Annotated in this window: 18 protein-coding genes; 15 read left to right on the top strand and 3 right to left on the bottom strand. The window is 72.6% G+C overall.

Annotation, left to right across the window (positions count from 1 at the left end; translation table 11 throughout):
- The first annotated feature begins 99 nt into the window (after positions 1–99).
- From AC0AIB_RS05100 to AC0AIB_RS05045, 12 genes are all read left to right on the top strand, one after another.
- Positions 100–1,122: an alcohol dehydrogenase catalytic domain-containing protein gene (locus AC0AIB_RS05100; RefSeq protein ID WP_328348107.1), complete on the top strand. Its 1,023-nt coding sequence runs from the start codon at positions 100–102 to the stop codon at positions 1,120–1,122.
- Complete coding sequence (locus AC0AIB_RS05095; RefSeq protein ID WP_328348105.1) at positions 1,119–2,594, top strand: amidohydrolase family protein; 1,476 nt, start codon at positions 1,119–1,121, stop codon at positions 2,592–2,594. Before AC0AIB_RS05100 ends, AC0AIB_RS05095 begins: the two co-directional genes overlap by 4 nt.
- Positions 2,591–3,670 (top strand): BMP family ABC transporter substrate-binding protein, encoded by a 1,080-nt coding sequence (locus AC0AIB_RS05090; protein WP_328348103.1) that lies wholly within the window; start codon positions 2,591–2,593, stop codon positions 3,668–3,670. Before AC0AIB_RS05095 ends, AC0AIB_RS05090 begins: the two co-directional genes overlap by 4 nt.
- A gap of 37 nt (positions 3,671–3,707) precedes the next feature.
- Positions 3,708–5,300, top strand: coding sequence for an ABC transporter ATP-binding protein (locus tag AC0AIB_RS05085; RefSeq protein WP_328348102.1), 1,593 nt, complete (start codon positions 3,708–3,710; stop codon positions 5,298–5,300).
- On the top strand, positions 5,300–6,631 hold the full coding sequence (locus tag AC0AIB_RS05080; RefSeq protein WP_465096115.1) for an ABC transporter permease: 1,332 nt from the start codon (positions 5,300–5,302) through the stop codon (positions 6,629–6,631). Before AC0AIB_RS05085 ends, AC0AIB_RS05080 begins: the two co-directional genes overlap by 1 nt.
- Positions 6,628–7,542, top strand: coding sequence for an ABC transporter permease (locus AC0AIB_RS05075; protein WP_328348099.1), 915 nt, complete (start codon positions 6,628–6,630; stop codon positions 7,540–7,542). Before AC0AIB_RS05080 ends, AC0AIB_RS05075 begins: the two co-directional genes overlap by 4 nt.
- 268 nt (positions 7,543–7,810) lie before the next feature.
- Complete coding sequence (locus tag AC0AIB_RS05070; protein ID WP_328348097.1) at positions 7,811–8,755, top strand: alpha/beta fold hydrolase; 945 nt, start codon at positions 7,811–7,813, stop codon at positions 8,753–8,755.
- Between the two features lie 4 nt (positions 8,756–8,759).
- Positions 8,760–10,004 carry a sensor histidine kinase gene (locus AC0AIB_RS05065; protein ID WP_465096114.1) on the top strand — a complete coding sequence of 415 codons (1,245 nt, stop codon included), beginning with the start codon at positions 8,760–8,762 and terminating at the stop codon, positions 10,002–10,004.
- On the top strand, positions 10,001–10,603 hold the full coding sequence (locus AC0AIB_RS05060; RefSeq protein ID WP_328348093.1) for a response regulator transcription factor: 603 nt from the start codon (positions 10,001–10,003) through the stop codon (positions 10,601–10,603). Before AC0AIB_RS05065 ends, AC0AIB_RS05060 begins: the two co-directional genes overlap by 4 nt.
- A gap of 289 nt (positions 10,604–10,892) precedes the next feature.
- On the top strand, positions 10,893–12,047 hold the full coding sequence (locus AC0AIB_RS05055) for a helix-turn-helix domain-containing protein (RefSeq protein WP_465096158.1): 1,155 nt from the start codon (positions 10,893–10,895) through the stop codon (positions 12,045–12,047).
- 167 nt (positions 12,048–12,214) lie between these two features.
- Positions 12,215–12,373 carry a hypothetical protein gene (locus tag AC0AIB_RS05050; protein WP_328349131.1) on the top strand — a complete coding sequence of 53 codons (159 nt, stop codon included), beginning with the start codon at positions 12,215–12,217 and terminating at the stop codon, positions 12,371–12,373.
- Positions 12,363–13,565 carry a helix-turn-helix domain-containing protein gene (locus AC0AIB_RS05045; RefSeq protein ID WP_465096113.1) on the top strand — a complete coding sequence of 401 codons (1,203 nt, stop codon included), beginning with the start codon at positions 12,363–12,365 and terminating at the stop codon, positions 13,563–13,565. The genes AC0AIB_RS05050 and AC0AIB_RS05045 overlap by 11 nt, the downstream gene beginning before the upstream one ends.
- A 610-nt stretch (positions 13,566–14,175) precedes the next feature.
- Here the strand turns inward: AC0AIB_RS05045 and AC0AIB_RS05040 are convergent.
- Positions 14,176–15,204 carry an aldo/keto reductase gene (locus AC0AIB_RS05040; protein ID WP_465096112.1) on the bottom strand — a complete coding sequence of 343 codons (1,029 nt, stop codon included), beginning with the start codon at positions 15,202–15,204 and terminating at the stop codon, positions 14,176–14,178.
- 187 nt (positions 15,205–15,391) lie between these two features.
- Here AC0AIB_RS05040 and AC0AIB_RS05035 point away from each other — a divergent pair, with 187 nt between their 5' ends.
- The 3 genes from AC0AIB_RS05035 to AC0AIB_RS05025 all read left to right on the top strand — a co-directional run bounded on the left by AC0AIB_RS05035 (position 15,392) and on the right by AC0AIB_RS05025 (position 17,138).
- Positions 15,392–15,841 (top strand): VOC family protein, encoded by a 450-nt coding sequence (locus tag AC0AIB_RS05035; RefSeq protein ID WP_465096111.1) that lies wholly within the window; start codon positions 15,392–15,394, stop codon positions 15,839–15,841.
- Positions 15,829–16,281, top strand: coding sequence for a nuclear transport factor 2 family protein (locus tag AC0AIB_RS05030; RefSeq protein ID WP_328348085.1), 453 nt, complete (start codon positions 15,829–15,831; stop codon positions 16,279–16,281). The genes AC0AIB_RS05035 and AC0AIB_RS05030 overlap by 13 nt, the downstream gene beginning before the upstream one ends.
- Positions 16,282–16,382: 101 nt before the next feature.
- Positions 16,383–17,138: an IclR family transcriptional regulator gene (locus AC0AIB_RS05025; RefSeq protein WP_328348083.1), complete on the top strand. Its 756-nt coding sequence runs from the start codon at positions 16,383–16,385 to the stop codon at positions 17,136–17,138.
- 10 nt (positions 17,139–17,148) lie between these two features.
- Here the strand turns inward: AC0AIB_RS05025 and AC0AIB_RS05020 are convergent, their stop codons facing one another.
- Together AC0AIB_RS05020 and AC0AIB_RS05015 are read right to left on the bottom strand one after the other, a co-directional pair.
- Positions 17,149–17,982 carry an IclR family transcriptional regulator gene (locus tag AC0AIB_RS05020; RefSeq protein ID WP_328348081.1) on the bottom strand — a complete coding sequence of 278 codons (834 nt, stop codon included), beginning with the start codon at positions 17,980–17,982 and terminating at the stop codon, positions 17,149–17,151.
- Between the two features lie 49 nt (positions 17,983–18,031).
- Positions 18,032–19,366 carry a hypothetical protein gene (locus AC0AIB_RS05015; protein WP_465096110.1) on the bottom strand — a complete coding sequence of 445 codons (1,335 nt, stop codon included), beginning with the start codon at positions 19,364–19,366 and terminating at the stop codon, positions 18,032–18,034.
- Positions 19,367–19,573 lie beyond the last annotated feature (207 nt).

Below are 19,573 nucleotides of genomic sequence, written 5' to 3'. Positions count from 1 at the left end.
GTTGACACGCCGCCGCCCCGCAGGCAGAGTACGTCGCTAAGCAGCGAGAATCACAATGCAAGACGCCATATTGACTGGTAGAGCGTGGGGGAGGTTGCGATGCGCGCGATGGTCCAGACCGATTTCGGGGGCCCCGAGGTGCTGCGCCTGCGGCACCTGCCCGACCCCGAGCCGGGCGCGGCCGACGTGGTCGTCCGGGTGCACACCGCCGCGCTCAACCGCCTCGACCTGCTCCAGCGACACACCGCCCTGCTTCCCGGCTTCCAACTGCCGCACGTCGGCGGGATGGACGTCGCCGGCCAGGTCGCCGCCGTCGGGCCGCAGGTCACCACGGTACGCCCCGGCGACCGGGTGCTGATCGACCCGACGATCGGCTGCGGCACCTGCGCCACCTGCAAGAACGGTCAACCGGGCTACTGCCCGACACTGGCCGTGGTCGGCGGCAACCGTCCCGGCGGGTTCGCCGAGTACGTCACCGTCCCGGCCACCGTCGTGCACCGGGTGCCCGGCCACGTCGACCTCGCCGACGCCGCCGCGCTGCCCACCGCCTGGAGCCTCGGCTGGCACGCCGTGCACCGCGTCGGCGCGGTCCGGGCCGGCGAGTGGGTGCTGGTACAGGCCGCCACGAGCGCGGTCAGCATCGCCGCCATCCAACTCGCCCGCCGGGCCGGTGCCCGGGTGCTCGCTGTGGCGCGTACCGAGGCCAAGCGGGCCGTCGCCGCGGACCTCGGCGCGGACGTGCTCGACCTGAACGACCGGACCGTCGAGCAGGTGCGCGAGCACACCGACGGCCACGGCGTCGACCTGGTCGTCGACCACGTCGGCACCGCCACCTGGGCCACCTCGCTGGCCAGCCTGCGCACCGGCGGCCGGATCGTGCTGCTCGGCAACACCACAGGCGACCAGGTCAGCTTCTCCCTCTCCGACGTCTACCGGCGCGGGCTGCGGCTGCTCGGGGCGGGGGCGTACACCCCGGCCGACTTCGCCGACATGCTCGACGCCTACTTCACAGGGGGCCTGCGGGTCGTCCGGGGGGCGGAATACCCGCTGGCCGACCTGGCCGGGGCGTACGCCCGGCAGGAGTCCGGCGACCTCGTCGGCAAGATCCTCGTACGGCCATGACCACCACCCCGACGGCGGGCACCGCCGACCCCCGCCCGGCCGACCTGCTGGTCGTCGACGCCGAGATCGTCACCATGGCGGCCGACCGTGCGGTGGTCCCCGGCGGCACGATCGCCGTGGTCGACGGCCGGATCGCCGCGATCGGCCCGGCGGCGACGCTGCGCGCGGCGTACCCGGGCAGTCCCGAACTCGACGCCGCCGGCTGCGTCGTCGTCCCCGGCCTGGTCAACGCCCACCAGCACACCACCGCCGACCCGCTGGTGCGCAGCAGCATCCCCGACGACGTGCCGGCCCAGCAGGCGATCTTCGACTGGATCGTGCCGCTGCACGCCGCCGTCACCGGCGACGACGACGAACTGTCGGCCACCCTCACCGCCGTCGAGTCGCTCAGCTACGGGGTCACCACCCTGCTGGAACCCGGCACGGTGGCCCACCCGCTGCGGGTCGCCGCCGGGCTGCGCACCGCCGGCATCCGGGCCCGGGTCGGCGGCTGGGGCTGGGACACCCCCGACGCGCCGTACGCCCGGCCGGCCGCCGACACCCTCGCCGTGCAGGCCGAGACGGTCGCCGCCCTGGCCGGTGACCCGCTGGTCACCGGCTGGATCACCCTGGTCGGGCACGACCTGGTCAGCGACGAGCTGTTCACCGGCGCGGCGGAGTTGGCCGACCGGCTCGACGTGGGCATGACCTGGCACCTGTCGCCCGGCCCCGAGGACGCCGCCGCCTTCGCCGCCGCAGGCCGGGCCCGGCCGGTGCGGCACCTGCGTGACCTCGGCGTGCTCGGCCCCCGGCTGCTGCTCGGCCACGCGGTGTGGCTCGACGACGCCGAGGTCGACGCGCTCGTCGAGACCGGCACCGCGGTCGCCTCCTGCCCGGGTGCCTACCTGCGGCTCGGTCAGGGCTTCAGCCGGGCCGGCCGGCACACCGCGCTGCACCGGGCCGGCGGCCGGCTCGCGCTGGGCTGCGACTCGCACAACGCCGGGGACACCCCCGACCTGTGGCGGGCCGCCCGACTCTTCGCCGGCCTGGAGCGGGACCGGGGCGTCCCCGACCCGCTGCGCGCCGACGAGGTCTTCGCCCTGGCCACCGTCGACGGCGCCGCCGCCGTCGGGCTGGGGACGCGGACCGGCTCGATCGAGGTCGGCAAGGCCGCCGACCTGGTGCTGCTGGACACCCGGACCATCCCCTGGATCCCGCGCGGTGACCTGCCCACCCAGCTCGTCTGGGGTGCGGCCGGGCACACCGTCCGGGACGTCCTGGTCGACGGCCGGGTGGTGGTCCGCGACCGGCGGGTCACCACCGTCGACGTCGACGCCCTGCGCGAGGAGGCCGCCCAGCGTCGGGCCGCCCTGCTGCGCCGGGTCGGTATCGACATCCCCCCTCGCTGGCCCACCGTGCCGGCGACCGAGTACTCCGCGCGCCGGACCGTGCCGGGCGGCGCGCTGCCTCCACTTGAAGGGAAAGCACCATGACAATGAGGATTGGTCGGGGTCCGGCGGCGTTGCTCGCCGGCGCGCTGGGATTCACCCTGTTCGGTTGCGCCAGCAACGACGCGACCGCGCCGTCGGCGGCCGGTTCGGCCAGCAGCAGCGCGGCCCCCGCCGGGCAGCCGGACGCCAACGGCGACGGCAAGGTGGTCATCGGCGTGCTCAGCCCCGGTGACATCAACGACAACGGCTACTACGAGAGCTTCGTCATCGGTGCCGAGAAGTTCGCCACCGAGAAGGGCTGGCAGGTCATCAAGCGCGGCAACGTGCCGCCGACCGAGGCGCTCAGCGCCGCCCGGGCGCTGTGTCAGCAGGGTGTGGACATGGTGGCGCTCGGCGCCTCCGAACTCAAGGACGCCATCCCGGCCTCCGAGGAGCCCGTCTGCGCCAAGACCTCCTGGTACGTGCCGTCGTCGGAGAACATCCCGCAGAGCCCCCGGGTGACGCTGTCCAGCGACGACCCCAACCAGAGCATGCTCGCCGCCGGGTACGCCACCGGCCTGGTCATGCAGCAGAACAACGCCACCAAGGCCGGTTTCGTCACCGGCATGGAGGCCGACTTCTCGGTCAACGCCGCCAAGGCGTACAAGGCGGGCATCCGGATGGTGGTGCCGAACGCGACCCTGGTGACCACCTACACCGGTGACTTCAACGACTCGGCGAAGGCCCGCGAGGCCGTCCAGGCGCAGATCAGCCAGGGCGTGAAGGTGGTCTACCCGTACCTGGGCGGGGCCACCGACGCCGCCGCCAAGCTGGCCAACACCGGCGGCGCGCTCACCCTGACCCCGGGCACCGACAGGTGCGACTCGACCGACCCGAAGTTCGACATCTCGGTCATCTTCGACCCGGGCGCGTACTTCGCCGCCGCGCTGGAGCTGTTTGCCAAGGGTGAGATGACCCTCGGCACCACCAAGAAGTGGGAGCTCGGCAAGGACCCGTACCCGGCCGTCAAGATCTGCAAGGCGACCCCGGAGCAGACCCAGAAGATGGACGCCTTCGTCGCCGACGTGGCCAGCGGCAAGACCGACACCGCCGCGACGGTCGCCAAGCTCGGCTCCTGAATCCCGCTGCCCGACGACCAACGAGGTGAAACGGACTGTGGACGTTGACGACAAGCTGACGCCGGCTCTCACCCTGCGCGGAGTCAGCAAGCGTTACGGTCCGGTCGTCGCCTGCGACGCCGTGGATCTCGCCGTACGACCCGGCGAGATCCACGGCCTGCTCGGCGAGAACGGGGCCGGCAAGTCGACCCTGATGAAGATCCTGCTCGGGTTGGTGCACCGCGACGCCGGCACCATCACGCGCGGCACCGAACCGGTCGAGATCGACAGTCCGCAGGTCGCGGCCGACCTCGGCCTGGGCATGGTGCACCAGCACTTCAGCCTGATCGAACCGCTCACCGTCTGGGAGAACGTCATCCTCGGCGACACCGGGCGGATCGACCGGGCGGCGGCCTGCGCCCAGGTCGAGGAGGTGGCCCGACGCTACGGGCTGCCCATCGACCCGCACGCCCGCATCGACCGGCTCTCCGCCGGGGAGCGGCAACGCGTCGAGCTGATCAAGTGCCTGCGCCGGGACCCGTCGGTGCTGATCCTGGACGAGCCGACCTCGGTGCTCACCCAGGCCGAGTCGGCGGAACTGTTCACCGTGCTGCGCCGGGTGGTGCAGGCGGAGCGGCGGGCGGTCATCCTGATCAGCCACAAACTCGCCGAGATCATGGCGGCCACCGACCGGGTGACAGTGCTGCGGCGCGGCGCGGTGGCGTTCCACGGCGCGACGAAGGACACCACCGCCCAGCAACTCGCCCGGCAGATGGTCGGCCGGGAGGTCTCGTTGCAGACCGAGAGCGCGGCGCTGGGCCTGCTGCCGGTCGAGCGTCCCGAACCGGTCGCGGGCGTCGACGAGTCCGGCGTCCCCGTGACGGCCGGGAGCCCCACGGCGCAGGAGCAGCCGGCGGCGTTGCGGCTGCGCGAGGTGACCCTGCTCGTCGGCGGTCTGCCGGTGCTGGACCGGCTCAGCCTCGACGTCGCCCCCGGCGAGATCGTCGGACTGTACGGGGTCGAGGGCAACGGCCAGGCCACCGTCGGTGAGCTGTTGTCCGGGCTGCTCGTCCCCGACTCCGGCACCGTCGAACTCGACGGCCGCCCGGTCGACCTCGTCCGGCCCGGCGCGTTGCACCATGCCGGTCTCGGCATCGTGCCCGAGGACCGGCACCACTCCGGGGTGGTGCTCGACATGAGCGTCGCGGAGAACCTGGTGATGAAGTCCCTCGCCGGGGTCACCACCCGGGGGGTGCTCAGCCGGCGGCGGATGCACCGGATCGCCCAACGGCAGATGACCGAGTTCAACATCGTGGCCCCCTCGCCGGACACCCCGCTGCGCAGCCTCTCCGGCGGCAACCAGCAGCGGGTGGTGCTGGCCCGGGAGTTGTCCGCCGGCCCGAAGGCGCTTGTCGCCGCCCAGCCCACCCACGGGCTGGACGTCGGCGCGATCGAAGACATGTACGTGCGGCTGCGGCAGGCCGCCGCGGAAGGGGTGGCGGTGTTGCTGATCTCCACGGAGTTGGAGGAGGTGATGGCCCTGGCCAACCGGATCGCGGTGATCTCCTCCGGCCGGATCGTCGGGGTGCTCCCCACCGCCGAGGCCACCGCCGAGCGGCTCGGCATGCTGGTCGGCGGGGTGAGTCACTGATGGCGACCCTCGGCATCGGCGGCACCGGCCAGCGGCTGCTGCGCCGGCTCAACCCCGGCCCCGGCGGTTGGCAGGTAGGTCTCGCCACGGTCGCCACGGTGGGGCTCGCGCTCGGCCTGTCCGCCCTGCTGATCGCGGTCACCGGCGGCTCGCCCACCGCCTCGACCAAGGCGCTCTACCAGGGCAGCATGGCCTCCCCGGCGGCCTGGTCCACCTCCCTGCTGTACGTCGCGCCGCTGCTGCTGGTCGCGGTCGGGGCGTGCGTCAGCGCCCGCTCCGGCTTCTTCAACATCGGCCAGGAGGGGCAGGTGCTGATCGGCGCGCTCGCCGGCGCGTGGGTCGGCCTGCGGCTCGCCGTACCCGGGCCGCTGCTGCTGGTCCTGGTGCTGCTCGCCTCGGTGGTCGGTGCCGGGATCTGGGCCGGGCTCAGCGCCCTGATGTACCGCTTCCGGGGCGTCAACATCGTGGTGAGCACGATGCTGATGACCTTCCTCGCCCAGCAGCTCATCTCGTTCGCGGTGAACACCCCGTGGCTGCTCCAGGAGTCCCGGCTCGGCCGGGGCACCCTGTCCCCGCAGTCCAACCCGGTGCCGGAGAACGCCCGGCTCACCTCCCTCGGTGACTACCCGAACCTCCAGCTCAACGGCGGTCTGGTCCTGGCCGTGGTGGTGGCGGTCGTGCTGGCGCTGGTGATGGCGCGTACCCGCTGGGGTTTCCGGTTGAAGATGGTCGGCCTCAACCCGGCGGCGGCCCGGCACGCGGGCGTGCGGGTCGGCGCGCTCGGCGGCATCGCCCTGGCGATCTCCGGGGCGCTTGCCGGCCTGGCCGGGGCGCTGCTGCTGACCAGCCCGGTCGGCACCAACCGGTTGCAGCCCGGGATGTCGCTCAACATCGGCTGGGACGGTCTGCTGGTCGCCCTGGTCGCCCGGAACAATCCGCTGCTTGCCATCCCGGTGGCGGTGCTGTTCGGCGTGCTGCGGGCCGGCGGCAGCTTCCTGGCCGCCACCGGCGTGCCGTCGTTCCTGGTCGACGTGGTCAAGGCGCTGCTGGTGCTGGCCTTCGTCGCACCCCCGGTGGTGATCGGCATGCTGCGCCGCCGTCGCCTGGCCGACCAGCCGGCCACCCCCACCTCGACCCCGACCGCACCGGTGGCCGCTGCCACGTCGACCCGCCCGGCCGACACGTCGGCCCCGGTCACCGGGTCGGACCTGGAAGCGGCCGGACCGGCGGCGTCGGTGCCCGGACCCCGGGCCGCCGCGCCGCAACCGGCGGACCCCGGTGACGCCGGGACCGCCGGCGACAAGGACGCCATGGAAGGCAGGTTGGCATGAGTGCCGCCGACAACATCGCCACCATCCTCTCCAGCGGGGCTCGGCTCACCGTGCCCCTGGCCTTCGCCGCCTGCGGTGAGTACGTCGCACAGCGCGCCGGCACCCTGAACATCTCCGTCGAGGCGATGATGCTCGGCGCGGCGTTCGGCTCGATCGCGGTCGCCAGCGCCACCGGCAGCGCCACCATCGGCCTGGTGGCTGGGGCGTTGGTCGGGGTGGCGGTGGCCTTCGTGCACGGCATCCTGTCGCACCGGGTGCAGATCAACACCTTCGTCGTCGGCCTGGTGCTCAACGCGTTGGTGCTCGGCCTGACCAGCTACCTGATCACGGTCAGCACCTTCACCGGCCACCAGGTCTGGCAGGTGAACATCCCCGTGCTGCGGGACATCCCGATCGTCGGCCCGATGTTGTTCGTCCAACGCTGGCCGGTCTACCTGCTGCTGGCGGTGGTCCCGCTGACCTGGTGGCTGGTGGAGCGCAGCCGGTGGGGGCTGGAGCTGCGGGCGGTGGGGGAGAACCCGCAGGCCGCCGACGTCAGCGGGATCGAGGTCAACCGGCGACGGCGGCAGGCGCTGCTCTGGTGCGGGCTGCTCGCCGGGCTCGGCGGGGCCTACCTGGCGGTCGGCGAGGTCGGGTCGTTCAACCAGAACATGACCGCCGGCCGGGGCTACCTGGTCATCGCGGCGGTCATCTTCGGGGCCTGGCGGCTCGGCCGTACCCTGATCGGCTGCGTCGTCTTCGGCCTGGCCGACGCGATGCGGCTGGCGCTGCCGGCGCTCGGGGTCACCATGAACTCGCAGCTGCTGATCGCCGCGCCCTACCTGCTGGCCCTGCTGGCGATGCTGGTCTTCGCCACCTCGCACCGCGAACCCCGGGCCCTTGCCCAACCGTTCCAACGCGGCACCACCTGACGGGGGATCCCCTCGACTCCGGTCCGCCCACACGGGGCAGCGGCCACCCTCCTCCGGTGGCGGTCGCTGCGCCGTGTGGGTCCTGGGTCGGCACCCGCCCGCCGTGGTGGTCGTATCTCGTCGATCACATGACCCGGGGGCATACCATGACTTTTTGTCACGATCGGTCGTGACAGCGGGACACTTACCGAGCGGCTCGCGCGGTTGATTGGCTGGTCACACAACGCCGGAGTGATCCGGACGCGCCGCCGATCCGAAACGAGAACCCATGCGAAAGCCCGTGCGAATCGTGCTCACCACCCTCGGTGTCCTGGTCGCTGTTCCGGTGCTCCTGCTCGCGACCACCACCGTGGTGAACGTCGTGGCGACGAAGTCCGAAGCCTCCTCGATCACCAGTTACGGGCAACTCGTGCCGGTGGACGGCAAGCAGATGAACGTGGTGGTCGCGGGCAGCGGTGCCGAGACGATCGTGCTCCTGCCCGGCCTCGGCACCGCCGCCCCCGCGCTCGACTTCCAGCCGCTGATCACGGAACTCCGGAGCACCTATCGGGTCGTCGCGGTCGAACCGTTCGGCACCGGCCTGAGCGACCCCGCCGACACCGACCGTACCGCCGCGAACATCACCCGGGAGGTGCACGAGGCGCTCCAGCACCTCGGCATCGACCGCTACGTGCTGATGGGCCACTCGATCGCCGGGATCTACGCCCTGACCTACAGCGCCAGCTACGCCGACGAACTCGTCGCCTTCGTCGGCATCGACAGCAGCGTCCCCGACCAACCCGGCTGGGACGAGCCGATCCCGACCGGGGTGATCGTCGGCCTGAGCAAGCTCGGCATCACCCGTGCGCTGGCGGCGATCGCCGACGACCCCTACGCGGGCCTGCCCTACGACGAGCGGACCAGGAAGCAGCTGCGGTTGCTCAGCGCGAAGAACACGGCGGCCCCGACCATGGTGAACGAGATGGCGCACGTCTCGGCGAACTTCGCCGCGGTCAGCGGGAAGACCTTCCCGAAGGGGCTGCCCGTCCTGTTGTTCGTACGGTCGGACGACCCCGACGTGGCGGACTGGGTCGCGCTCCACGAGCGGCAGGCGGCGAGCGTCGACACCGGTCGGGTCGTCCTCCTGGCGGGCGACCACTACCTGCACCACACCCTGTCGCCGGAGATCGCGCAGCAGACCAGGGCTTTCCTGGCGGCGCGGTCGCTACGCTGAGCCGGTGACGGACACCTGGCCGGGTGCACCGCGGGTGACCGCCGACCTCAGGGCGATGCGGCTGTTCACGGTGTTCTCCCTGGGGCTGGGGATGCTCGTCGGCGGCTTCGTGCAGGTGGTGCTCGGCGTGGGCACGGCCACCGGCGTGCGGGCGATCACCCTGATGGTCGCCACGATCGCCGCCGTCCTGGTCGCACTGGCCGCGATCCCCCTGCTGCTCCGGGCCCCCGACGAGGCGACGCCCCGCCACCCACTCGTCCTCGTGCTGCTGGCGCTGTCCGGCGCGGTGTGGGTGCTGGCAGTCGTGCCACCGTTCGCGGGCTGGGGGTGGGCGTTCACGCTCGCGATGGCGGGCGGGGTGCTCAGTTGCCTCGTGCGTGGCTGGTGGCGGGCGACGGTGATCCTCGGTTGCTGGGCCGCGATCGGTCTCGGCGGCCTCATCGGGGTGCTGGCCACGCCGCGTGCCGCCGTGGCGTGGCGTGCCGAAGCGGGTGCCGAGGCCGTCGTGATCAGCACCCTCGCGCTGGTCACGCTGCTGCCCCTGAGCGCGGTCTGGGTGCTCCAGGTGGTACTGCGACTCGAACACGCCCGCCGGCTCGCGTCCGACTTGGCGGTGGCGAAGGAGCGGCTCCGGTTCGCCACCGACCTGCACGACATCCAGGGCCACAACCTCCAGGTGATCGCGTTGAAGAGTGAACTGGCAGAGCGCCTGCTGCCCGACCGACCCGAGCGCGCCGGCCGGGAGATCGCCGAGATCCGCCGGATCGCGCAGGTGGCCCTCGACGACACCCGCGCCGTGGTGAACGACTACCGCACCGTCACCGTGGCGGCGGAGGCGCGCAACGCGGCGGCGGTGCTGCGTTCCGCCGGCATCCGCTGCACGGCCCGCATCGAGACACCGGACCTGCCGGTGGCTCTCGGCGCGGTGTTCGCCGTCGCGATCAGGGAGGCGGTGACGAACGTGCTCCGACACAGCAGGGCGACCGAGGCCACCCTCGAACTCGTCCGCGTCGCGGCGGAGTACCGACTGACCGTCACCAACAACGCCGCAGGCGTGCCGCGTCGCGACGGAACGGGCCTGGCCGGTCTCGCCGAACGCGTCGCGGCCCAGCGCGGAACGGTCGAGACCACCCGCGAGGACGACACCTTCATGCTGATCGTCCGGGCCCCCGTGCCGGACGCCGACGTGCCGGACGCTGTTCCGGAAGCGCCGACGCCGCCGGGGAGACGAAGGGGGCTCCGCCGGTGATCCGGATCGTGATCGCCGACGACGAGGAACTCATCCGGGGCGCGCTCGTGGCGTTGCTCTCCCTCGAACCCGACATCGAGGTCGTCGCGGATGTCGCCGATGGCGAGGCCGCAGTGGCGGCTGCCGTCGCCCACCGCCCCGACCTGACCCTGCTCGATCTCGAAATGCCCGGACTCGACGGGGTCGACGCCGCCCGACGACTGCTGCGTCTCGTCGCGACGCAGGTCGTCATCGTCACCCGCCACGCCCGACCGGGCACGTTGAAGCGTGCGCTGAGTGCCCGGGTGCACGGCTTCGTGCCGAAGTCCACCCCGGCGTCGGAGCTGGCCAGGATCATCCGGTCGGTCGCCGCAGGCGAACGCTACATCGATGCGCGTCTCGCCGCGTCGGCACTCACCGAGCAGGAGAGCCCGCTCACGCCCCGGGAGATCGACGTGCTGAGGCTGACCCGGGACGGCCTGCCCACCAAGAACATCGCGCGGCAGCTCGGCCTCGCCCACGGCACCGTCCGCAACCACCTCTCGTCCGCGATGGCGAAGTTGAACGTCGAGTCGCGCAGCGCCGCCGCCACGATCGCCTGGGAACACGGCTGGATCTGAGCGTGGCAACCTGTCGGGAGCTGCGCCGTCGTCGCTTTTCGCAATGTCGCCGATGTTGCGGTATCGAAGCGACGTCGATACCGCAAGATCGGCGACACTGAGTCGATCATGCGATCGCGTCCGACGATCGTCGCCTTCTCGCCGTAGGGAGCCAGAGGAGCGGGCGTCACGCATTCGGTGCTGCCGTGTACCGTCCGTGGTGGCAAGTCTGCTGGTTCCGGCCGGCAGGGATCTCGTGTCACCGGGGAGCACGCTGATGCCTCGTCGCCCAATTCCTGCTGATCCGTCGATCGGTGATCGTATTCGCGCCCGTCGGGAGTTGCGTGGCTGGAGTGTGCGGTACGCGGCCAGTCGTGCCGGCATCTCCCACACGTCGTGGTCGCGCATCGAACGGGGGCAGCAGCGCACCGACCGGTACATGGTGGTGGATCTGGCGGCGGCCCTGGAGTGCTCGGTGGTCGACCTGACGGGTCAGGCGTACACGCCGGCTGACCGGCAGCTCGACGCCGCCCGGATCGACGCCGAGCGGGTCTGGCGGATCATGATGGACACGCCGCTGACCAAGCGCTCCGGCGCGACGGCGACTGTCGAACAGGTGAGCCGCGAGGCGTCGCTGGTGCGTGGTCTGTACGGGCGGTGTGACTACGCGGGCGCGCTGCGCCGGCTGGTGGATCTCGTCCCGGCGATGCACGCCCTGACCGACCGGCGGGCCGCGTTGTCGGAGATGGTGCCGGTGTACGGCGTGGCCATGGGTTCGCTGCTGAACGTCAGCTATCCCGCCCACGCCTGGCTGGCCGCAGAACGTTGCGTCGAGGCTGCCGAACTGCTCGATGATCAGGTGGCGGTCGGGGTGGCGGCGGCCAACCGGGCGCGGGTGTCGGCCTACTCCGGGGCCTACGGGCCGGCCCGCGCGTGGTGCGATGCGGCGGCTGCCGATCTTGCCGGTAGCGCCGCCGACGGGGCGTTGGACGTGTTGGGGTTCCTGCACCTGGCGCGGGCGCATCACCTCGCCGGCCTACGGGACCAGACCGGTGCCGAGGAACATCTCGCCGAGGCCGCGCGGATCGCCGCGTACACCGGGGAGACCGAGAACTGGGATCTCGCCTGGGGGCCACGGAACGTGCTCCTGTGGACGATGGCTTTCCAGCTCGACACGGGCCGCCCGGAGTTGGCGATGCGGACGGCGGCGGGTGTGGAGTTGGCGGGTCTGCCGGCGGTGCGGCAGGTGTACTTCTGGCTCGACATGAGCCGGGCCGCAGAGGGGGTCGGTCGGGACCGGGACGCCGTGCGGATGCTGCTCGCTGCGGAGCGGGTCGGGCCGCAACATGCCCGCTCGTCGGTCGCTGCCCGGGAGACGGCACGGTCGCTGCTGCGCAAGGGGGCGACCTCACCCGAGCTGCGAGGGCTCTGTGAACGCATGAGTCTGACCACGAGTGGTGCGTAAGCGTTCCAGCCCTTCACGTGCTCTCCGTAGCGTCCTCGTCGCGGTGTGGTGTCACGTCGTCGATCCTCCGGCGCTGCTGTCGCCATGCCGCTGATCCGGCGCGGTGGTGACGTTCTCCCGAGCACATCGCCGCGCCCCTTCCGAAGGGGACGATGCAGATGGGTGGCGTGGACAGTGATCGGGGCGTAAGCCGGGGTGAGCAGATCCAGGCGGCGGAGCGGGAGGCGGCGCGGCAGCGGCTTCTCGCGCAGGCCGAGGCGGAGCGGATACCGGTGGAGGAGACGACCCGGGCGGTGCCGGATCGGCGGTGGCGTCGTGGACGGTAGCGAGTTGTTGCCGGTGGGTCGGCGGGTGGCGTACTGGCGGGGGCGGCGCAAGCTGTCGCAGCAGGTGTTCGCCGATCGGCTGGGGAAGTCGAAGAGTTGGGTGGACAAGGTCGAGCGGGGTGTCCGGACGCTGGACAAGGTGTCCATTCTTGAGGACATCGCCGCCGTGCTGCGGATTGACGCGAGCGTTCTCCTGGGCCGGGACACCCAGCCGGCCGAGGTGTCCGGTCAGGTCGAGGGGGTCGAGCGGGTCCGGGAGGCGTTGTCGACGTACGACGTCGTGGTGGGTCGGCCGGCAGCGCCGGGTCAGGCATTGTCGGCGGACCGACTGGCACGGGACGTCACCCACGCCTGGGTGACGTTCCAGCATGCCCGCTATCCGCAGGTGACCGGGATGCTCCCGGGCCTGTTGGTCGCCGCGCAGCGTGCCCACGCGGATGATCCGGCGGCGGGACGGTCGGTGTTGGTGCAGGCCTACCGGCTCACCGCGTCGCTGCTGGTCAAGCTTGGTGAGGTGGATCTGGCGTGGTTGGCCGCCGACCGGGCGATGACCATCGCGGCCGGTGACGCGGTGCTGGTGGCCACCGTTACCGTGCAACTCGGCCAGGTGCTGCGTGCCTCGGGGCGGGTGCGGGCGGCCAGGTCGACGGCGTTGGCTGCCGCGTACCGGATCGCCCCGCCCGACCCCGACGACGCGCCCGCTGCGGAGCTGTCGCTGTGCGGGACGCTGGTCGTGCAGGCGGCGTTGGCCGCCGCCCGGGGCGGCGACGACCAGGCGACGGCCCACCTGCTCGACGAGGCCGCCGCGATGGCGGCCCGGGTCGGCGACGGGCACGACCATTATCGGACCGGGTTCGGGCCGGTCGCGGTGGACCTGGCGCGGGCCGCCGCCGCTCTCGACCTGGGCCACGCGGATGATGCGGTGGCGTGGCACGAGAAGACCGTCACCCGTGACGCCTGGCGGTGGCTACCCGCCGAACACCGCGCCGCGCACCTGCTCGACACCGCCCGCGCCTACCTGCACGCCGGCGACCCGGGCAACGCCGCCTGCGCTCTGCTCGCTGCCGAGCGCACCGCACCCTACGAGGTGCGCCATCGACCGGCTGCCCGCGCGGTGCTCGCGCGACTCGTCCACGATCCGCACGCCCCCGCCACGATCATCCAACTCGCCACCGCCCTCAAGGTGGCCTGAGCATGACCGCACCGTTCCTGTCCCTGGCCCAGATCCGCAACCGCCTGACCCTCCAGGCCCGCCACGCCCTCCGCAACCCACACCCCGCCCCCGCTCCCCGCGACCCATCCCCGGCCTCCGCTCCCCGCGAAGACCCACGCCCGGCCTCCGACGACCGCTGCCCGCTCTGCGGCGCCGTCGCCGGCCAAGCAAGATCGTGCTATTTCCTGGTTGTAGTGGCCTCCGGGCGTAGCGAGGCCACTACAACCATGTCAACACCGTTGCGTTAGGTGGAACGGCTGTTCGTCACCCAGCGCTGCCTCGCCGATCATGGAGTTGTGCTGGGTAACAGAACGCCCGTAAAACCCCCAAAGTCGGCACCACCACTCCATGATCGGCGAGCGGGCCCACCCCGCTCCCCGATCTGGCACTTCCTGTCCCGGGTTGACCAGCCACCCACGGCGTTAACGCAACGGTGTTGTCCTGGTTGTAGTGGCCTCCGGGCGTAGCGAGGCCACTACAACCATGTTCGAGCGTGACCTTGTGGCACGGTCCCCCGCCTGCGTCGGGGTGGTCCCGGCGTGCGTCGGGGTGACCGCCGCCTGCGTCGGGGTGACCGCGGCTGACGACGTCAGGGGCGACGGCGCAGGGTCGGGTCGGTCAGCGCCGGCACCCGGTAGCCGGCGTCGGCCGGGTTGACGTCGTGGCCCGGCCGGACCAGTGCGTCGATCCGGTCCAGCACGTCGGCCGGCAGCCCGGCCGGCTCCCCGGCGGGCAGTTGGCTGCGCAGCTGGGCCAGGGTGCGCGGGCCGATGATGGCGCTGGTGACCGCCGGGTGGCTCAGCACGAAGCCGAGCGCCAGCTCGATCAACGTCAGGCCGCTCTCGTCGGCGAGCGTGGCCAGCTCGTCGACCAGGGCGAGCTTGCGGTCCCGGGCGGCGGCGTCGCGGAAGTCGAAGTGGTCGCCGTTGCGCCCGGCGCGGGAGTCCGCCGGCACGGCCGTCGACCGGTACTTGCCGGTCAGCCAGCCGCCGTTGAGCGGGCTGAACACCAGCACACCGAGCCGGTACCGGGCGCTGGTGGGCAGGGCGGCGGCCTCGACGCCCCGGGTCAGGATCGAGTAACCGAGCTGTTCGGTGGTGAAGCGTTCCCGCTGCCGGCGCTCGGCCACCCACTGCGCCTCGACGATCTGCTCGGCCGGGAACGCCGAGGTGCCGATCATCCGGACCTTGCCCTCCCGGACCAGGTCGGACAGCGCGCCGAGGGTCTCGTCGACGTCGGTGAGCGGGTCGGGCCGGTGCACCTGGTAGAGGTCGATCCAGTCGGTGCCGAGCCGGCGCAGGCTGCCTTCCACCGCCTGCCGGATCCAGCGGCGGGAGTTGCCGCGCCGGTTGCGGTCGTCCCCCATCGGCTCGTGGAACTTGGTGGCCAGCACCACGTCGTCGCGCCGGCCACGCAGCGCCCGGCCGAGGATCTCCTCGGACTCGCCGTGGGCGTAGACGTCGGCGGTGTCGACCAGGTTGATCCCGGCGTCGAGCGCCTCGGCGACGATCCGGTGGCACTCCTGCTCGTCAGGGTTGCCCCAGGCGCCGAACATCATCGTGCCGAGGCAGAGGGTGCTCACCTCGACCCCGGTCCCACCCAGTCTGCGGTACTGCATGATCCGATCGTCCTCCCGTACGCGGTGTAGCCCCCACGCTGGCATGCCGGCCTGCCGGCGGCACCGTCCCGGCGCGTCGAACCCGGCACGCCGGCTTTGTGTCCCCGGCACATCGACCCTGCCGCCGAACAGTGAATAGGCTGGTGGACGCGATAGTGATGGACATTTCGGTACGGTGGAGGTAACAGTGGCGACCGGTCTGACCCAAGCCCGATGGACGCACGTGGCGTTGCCCACCGGCGACCTCGACAAGGCGATCTCCTTCTACACGACGCTCACCCCGCTGGTGGTCGTGGAGCGGTTCGCCGACGCCGACGGAGAGAGCGTCTGGCTCTCCAACGACAAGCAGGCCGACACCCCGTTCGTGCTGGTGCTCGTCTCCTTCAACAAGGACAAGGGCGGCCAGCTCGGTCTGCTGCACCCGTTCGCGCACATCGGCATCGAGGTGCCGCAGCGTTCGGACGTCGACGAGATCGCCGGGCGGGCCCGCGAGCTGGGTTGTCTGCACTGGGAGCCGCGCCAGATGCCGCCGCCGGTCGGCTACATCTGCGCGCTGAAGGACCCCGACGGCAACGTCATCGAGATCTCCCACGACCAGCAGGTCTTCGACACCGTGCGGCGTCGGTGGGGGAGCTGACCGCTGCGTCCACCCGCGCCGCCGTACTGCGGTACCTGGCGGCGTTGAACGCCCACGACGCCGATGCCGTCGCCGGCTGCGTCAGCGCCGACTTCGTCAACGAGCACACCGCCGCCCTCGGGCGGACGGTGGTCGGCCGGGCCCGTTACCGGGCCCGGCTCGACGGCTTCCTGGCCGAGTTCGTCGACCTGCGCTACGAGGTGGAGGAGCTGCTCGCCGACGGTGACCGGGCGGCGGTGGCGTACCGGATGTCGTTCCGGCTGGCCTCGGCCGGTCGCGCGCCGGTCCGGATCCGTGGCGTGTTCCGGTTCCGGGTCGACGCCGACGGCCTGATCGCCCACCGGGTCGACTACTGGGACAGCGGCGAGGTCCACCGTCAACTCGCCGACGCCACCGGACCGCCGCCCGCCCCCGGTTCGGGGGCGGGCGGCCCGGCGTAGCCCGACCCCGAACCCGGCGTGTGGTGGTGTCCGTGTCGCCGGATGCGGTCCGTGCTCGGTAGAGTTCGCCTTTCGGTGGACGGCGAGTGCGAGGTGACGCGGTGACGGGCGGAGTCGACGAGCCGGCCGGTGACGCGCCGGCGATCCAGACCGTGCAGCGGGCCGCCACCATCCTCCAGGCGTTCTCCGTCGAGCGGCCCCGGCTCACCCTGGCCGAGCTGACCGCCGACCTGGCCATCAGCCGGGCCACCGCGCACCGGTACGCCCGTGCGCTGCGGGCGGCCAACCTGCTGCGCTTCGACGTGGCCACCGCCACCTACACGCTGGGTCCGCAGGTCCTGGCGATGGAGGCCGCCGCCCGTGCGGCGCTGCCGATCGTCACCGCCGCCGAGCCGCACCTGGACCGGCTCACCCGGCTGACCAACCAGACCTCGGTGCTCAGCGTGTGGAACGGCGAGGCGCCGACGGTGGTCCGCTGCATGGACAACACCAGCGGTGACGTGCGGTTGAGCGTGCGTACCGGCTCGCCGTTGGATCTGCTCCGCTCGGCGCAGGGGCGGGTGTTCTGCGCCTACCTGTCGGCCGCCGAGGCGCCCGCGGTGGCCCGCCAGCTGCGGCTGTCGGCGGGGCTGCGGGCGGTGGTCGAGCAGGTCCGCCGGGACGGTTTCGCCGCCAACTCCCCGGAGGATTTCGGGGTACGGGTGCTTGCCGCGCCGGTGTTCGAGCGTACCCAGGTGGTGGCCGCGCTGGCGGTGCTGGGCACCAGCACGGCGCTGTCCGGCGCGGTGGAGGTCGCCGCGGCGGACAGCCTGCGGCTGGTGGCCCGGGAGTTGTCCGAGGCGCTCGCCGCCTACTGACGACGGCCCGTCAGCGGCGACCGTTGCCGCTGGCCGGGGGGTGACCGTTGCCGGCGGCGTGCGGGTGGTGGCCGTTACCGCCGCTGCCCAGCTCGGCGGTGACCACGGCGGCGGCGCGTTGCAGGGCGATGGCGAGCGGGCTGTCGGTGCCCTCGGGGACCGAGGTGGTGGTGCCGACGATGGCCATGGCGGCGATGAGGGTGCTGCCCCGGAAGATCGGCGCGGCGATGCTGCGGACCCCGTTGGCCGAGGGCGTGTTGGCCGAGATGCCGGTACGCCGGATCTTGTCGATCTCGCGGCGCAGTTCGCCGGAGGCGGCGATCTCGTCGGCCAGCCCGGGGACGTCGGCCTCGGGGAGGAACGCGCAGAACACCCGGCCCTGGGCGGACTCGGTGCGGGACAGCCGCGAGCCGGTGCGCACGCTGACCCGGATGACCCGGTCGGTGTTGTCGTCGGCGCGGACCACCACTGCGGTGTCGCCGTCCCAGACGCTCAGCACGACCGTCTCGTCGATCTCGCGGACCAGCTGCTGCATGCGTGGCCCGGCGATGCTGATCACCGGCATCGCCGCGCGGGCGGCGGCGGAGAGGGTCAGGATCTGCGGGCCGAGCGAGTAGAGTCCCTCGCGCTCGTCGTAGCGCAGCAGGTTGCTCTCCCGCAGCGCCTTGGTGTAGCGGTGCGCGGTGGCCTTGCTGGTGCCGAGGCTGGCGGTGAGTTCGTTGAGGCTCAGGCGCGGGCGGGCCGCGGTGAACGCGTTGAGGATGACCGCCGCGCGCTGCACGGTCTGGATCGCCGGTGAGCTGGGATCAGCGCTCTTGACCGGCGAAGGGGCATCGTCCGCCATCTGGATTCCTTTGTGCGCAGAGTGAGACAGTATCATGGCATATGACACGTCAGCCTGTCGATGCCTGCTGGTGTCGCAGCGCGATGTCCGCGTACAACCGGGCGAAACGCACCAGCTCCGGCAGGGCGTACCGCTCCCGTCGGGGGTCGGCCGGGTCGGGGGGTAGCGCCGGGGGGCCGAGCCGGACGGTGGGCACCCCCCGGCCGCGCAGCACCACCCCGTCGGTCGACCCGGTCCAGCCGCGCAGCGGTGCCGCCGGTCGCCCGTGGGCGGCGAGCCAGGCGTCCTGGGCGTGCCGGCAGATCGGGGCGTCCGGCGCGGTGGCGGCGGACGGGTGGACCGGGTGAGCGGCCACGGCCAGCCCGCAGCCGGCCAGCGGGGTGTCCCGCAGCCGCCGCGCCAGGGTCGCGCGTAGCGCGTCGGTGATCTGCGCCGGATCGTCGCCGGGCACCGTGGTCAGGTAGAGGTGGAGGTCCACCGCCCCGGGCAGTAGGTCGGGTTTGCCCGGTTGGCCGGCCCGGACCGCCCCGATGCCCAGTTCCGCGCCGACCTGGGCGTCCGGATCCGCCCGGCCGGCCAGGTGGACGCGGCGGAACTCCTCCAGCGCCTCGATGATCACGCCGAGGTGGGTGAGCAGGCCGCCGGGCGGGGTGGCGGTGTCCCGGAACAGTGCCGGATGGAACCCGCTGGACAGCCGTACCCGTAGGAACATCGCCCCGGGCTCGGCGGTGAGGATGCCCGGCGGGCTGGTCTTGGCCACGATCGCGGCGGCCGGCAGCGGTCGGTCGCGCAGGTGGTGGAGCACGCCGCCGGTGGTGGGGGCCGGCGCGACGCCCTCGTCCGGCCCGGCGTCGGGGTCGTGGCGGTGGGTGCCGGTGGCGGCGAGCAACAGGGTCAGCCGGTGCGGACGGCCGGCCGCCCGGCAGGCCTCGGCCGCGGCGGCGTAGCCGACCAGGGCGGCGGCGGCTGCCGCCCGGGCCACCCCGAGGCCGAAGCCACTGACGATGTCGCCGTCCGGGCCGGGGAGGTCCAGCGCCGGGGCGGGGGTGTGCCGGCCGGTGATCGGGGCGTCGAAGTCCACGCCGCCGGTCAGCGAGGTGTCCAGGTGTGAGTAGATCAGCAGTTCGGGGCCCTTGCCCAGGTCGGAGCCGCCGACCAGGTTGGCGCTGTCCGGCGTGGTCGCGGTGTGCGCGAGCGGGTCGACCCGCCAGGTCAGCGCCGGCCAGCGGGTGGCGGCCCAGTCGGCGACCCGCTGCGCGGTGGCCCGCTCCCGACCGTACGGGCTCGGCTGCGCGGCGAGCGCCGCCAGCGCGTCGCCCAGGGTCGCCGCGTCGATCGCCTGGTCGGCGGCGTGGCGCAGCGCCGCCAATGCCTCGTCGGCCATCCGCGCTCCTCGGTCCGCGTGACTTCATTCAAGATGACGTCTCGTATGTTGACATACTCTGCGACAAGTCTCTAGCGTGACCTGACACCAACGACATCGCCCCGCATCCGGCGACGTCGCGCAACGGGCCCGGCGCGCCGGATCGGCTGCGCGTGCCCGACCTGCCACGTCGGCGCGGATGCGGCCGGCCGACCGAACCGCAGGAGG

The organism is Micromonospora sp. DSM 43699 (genome assembly GCF_055517075.1).
This window is presented reverse-complemented; position numbering and strand designations above follow the sequence as displayed.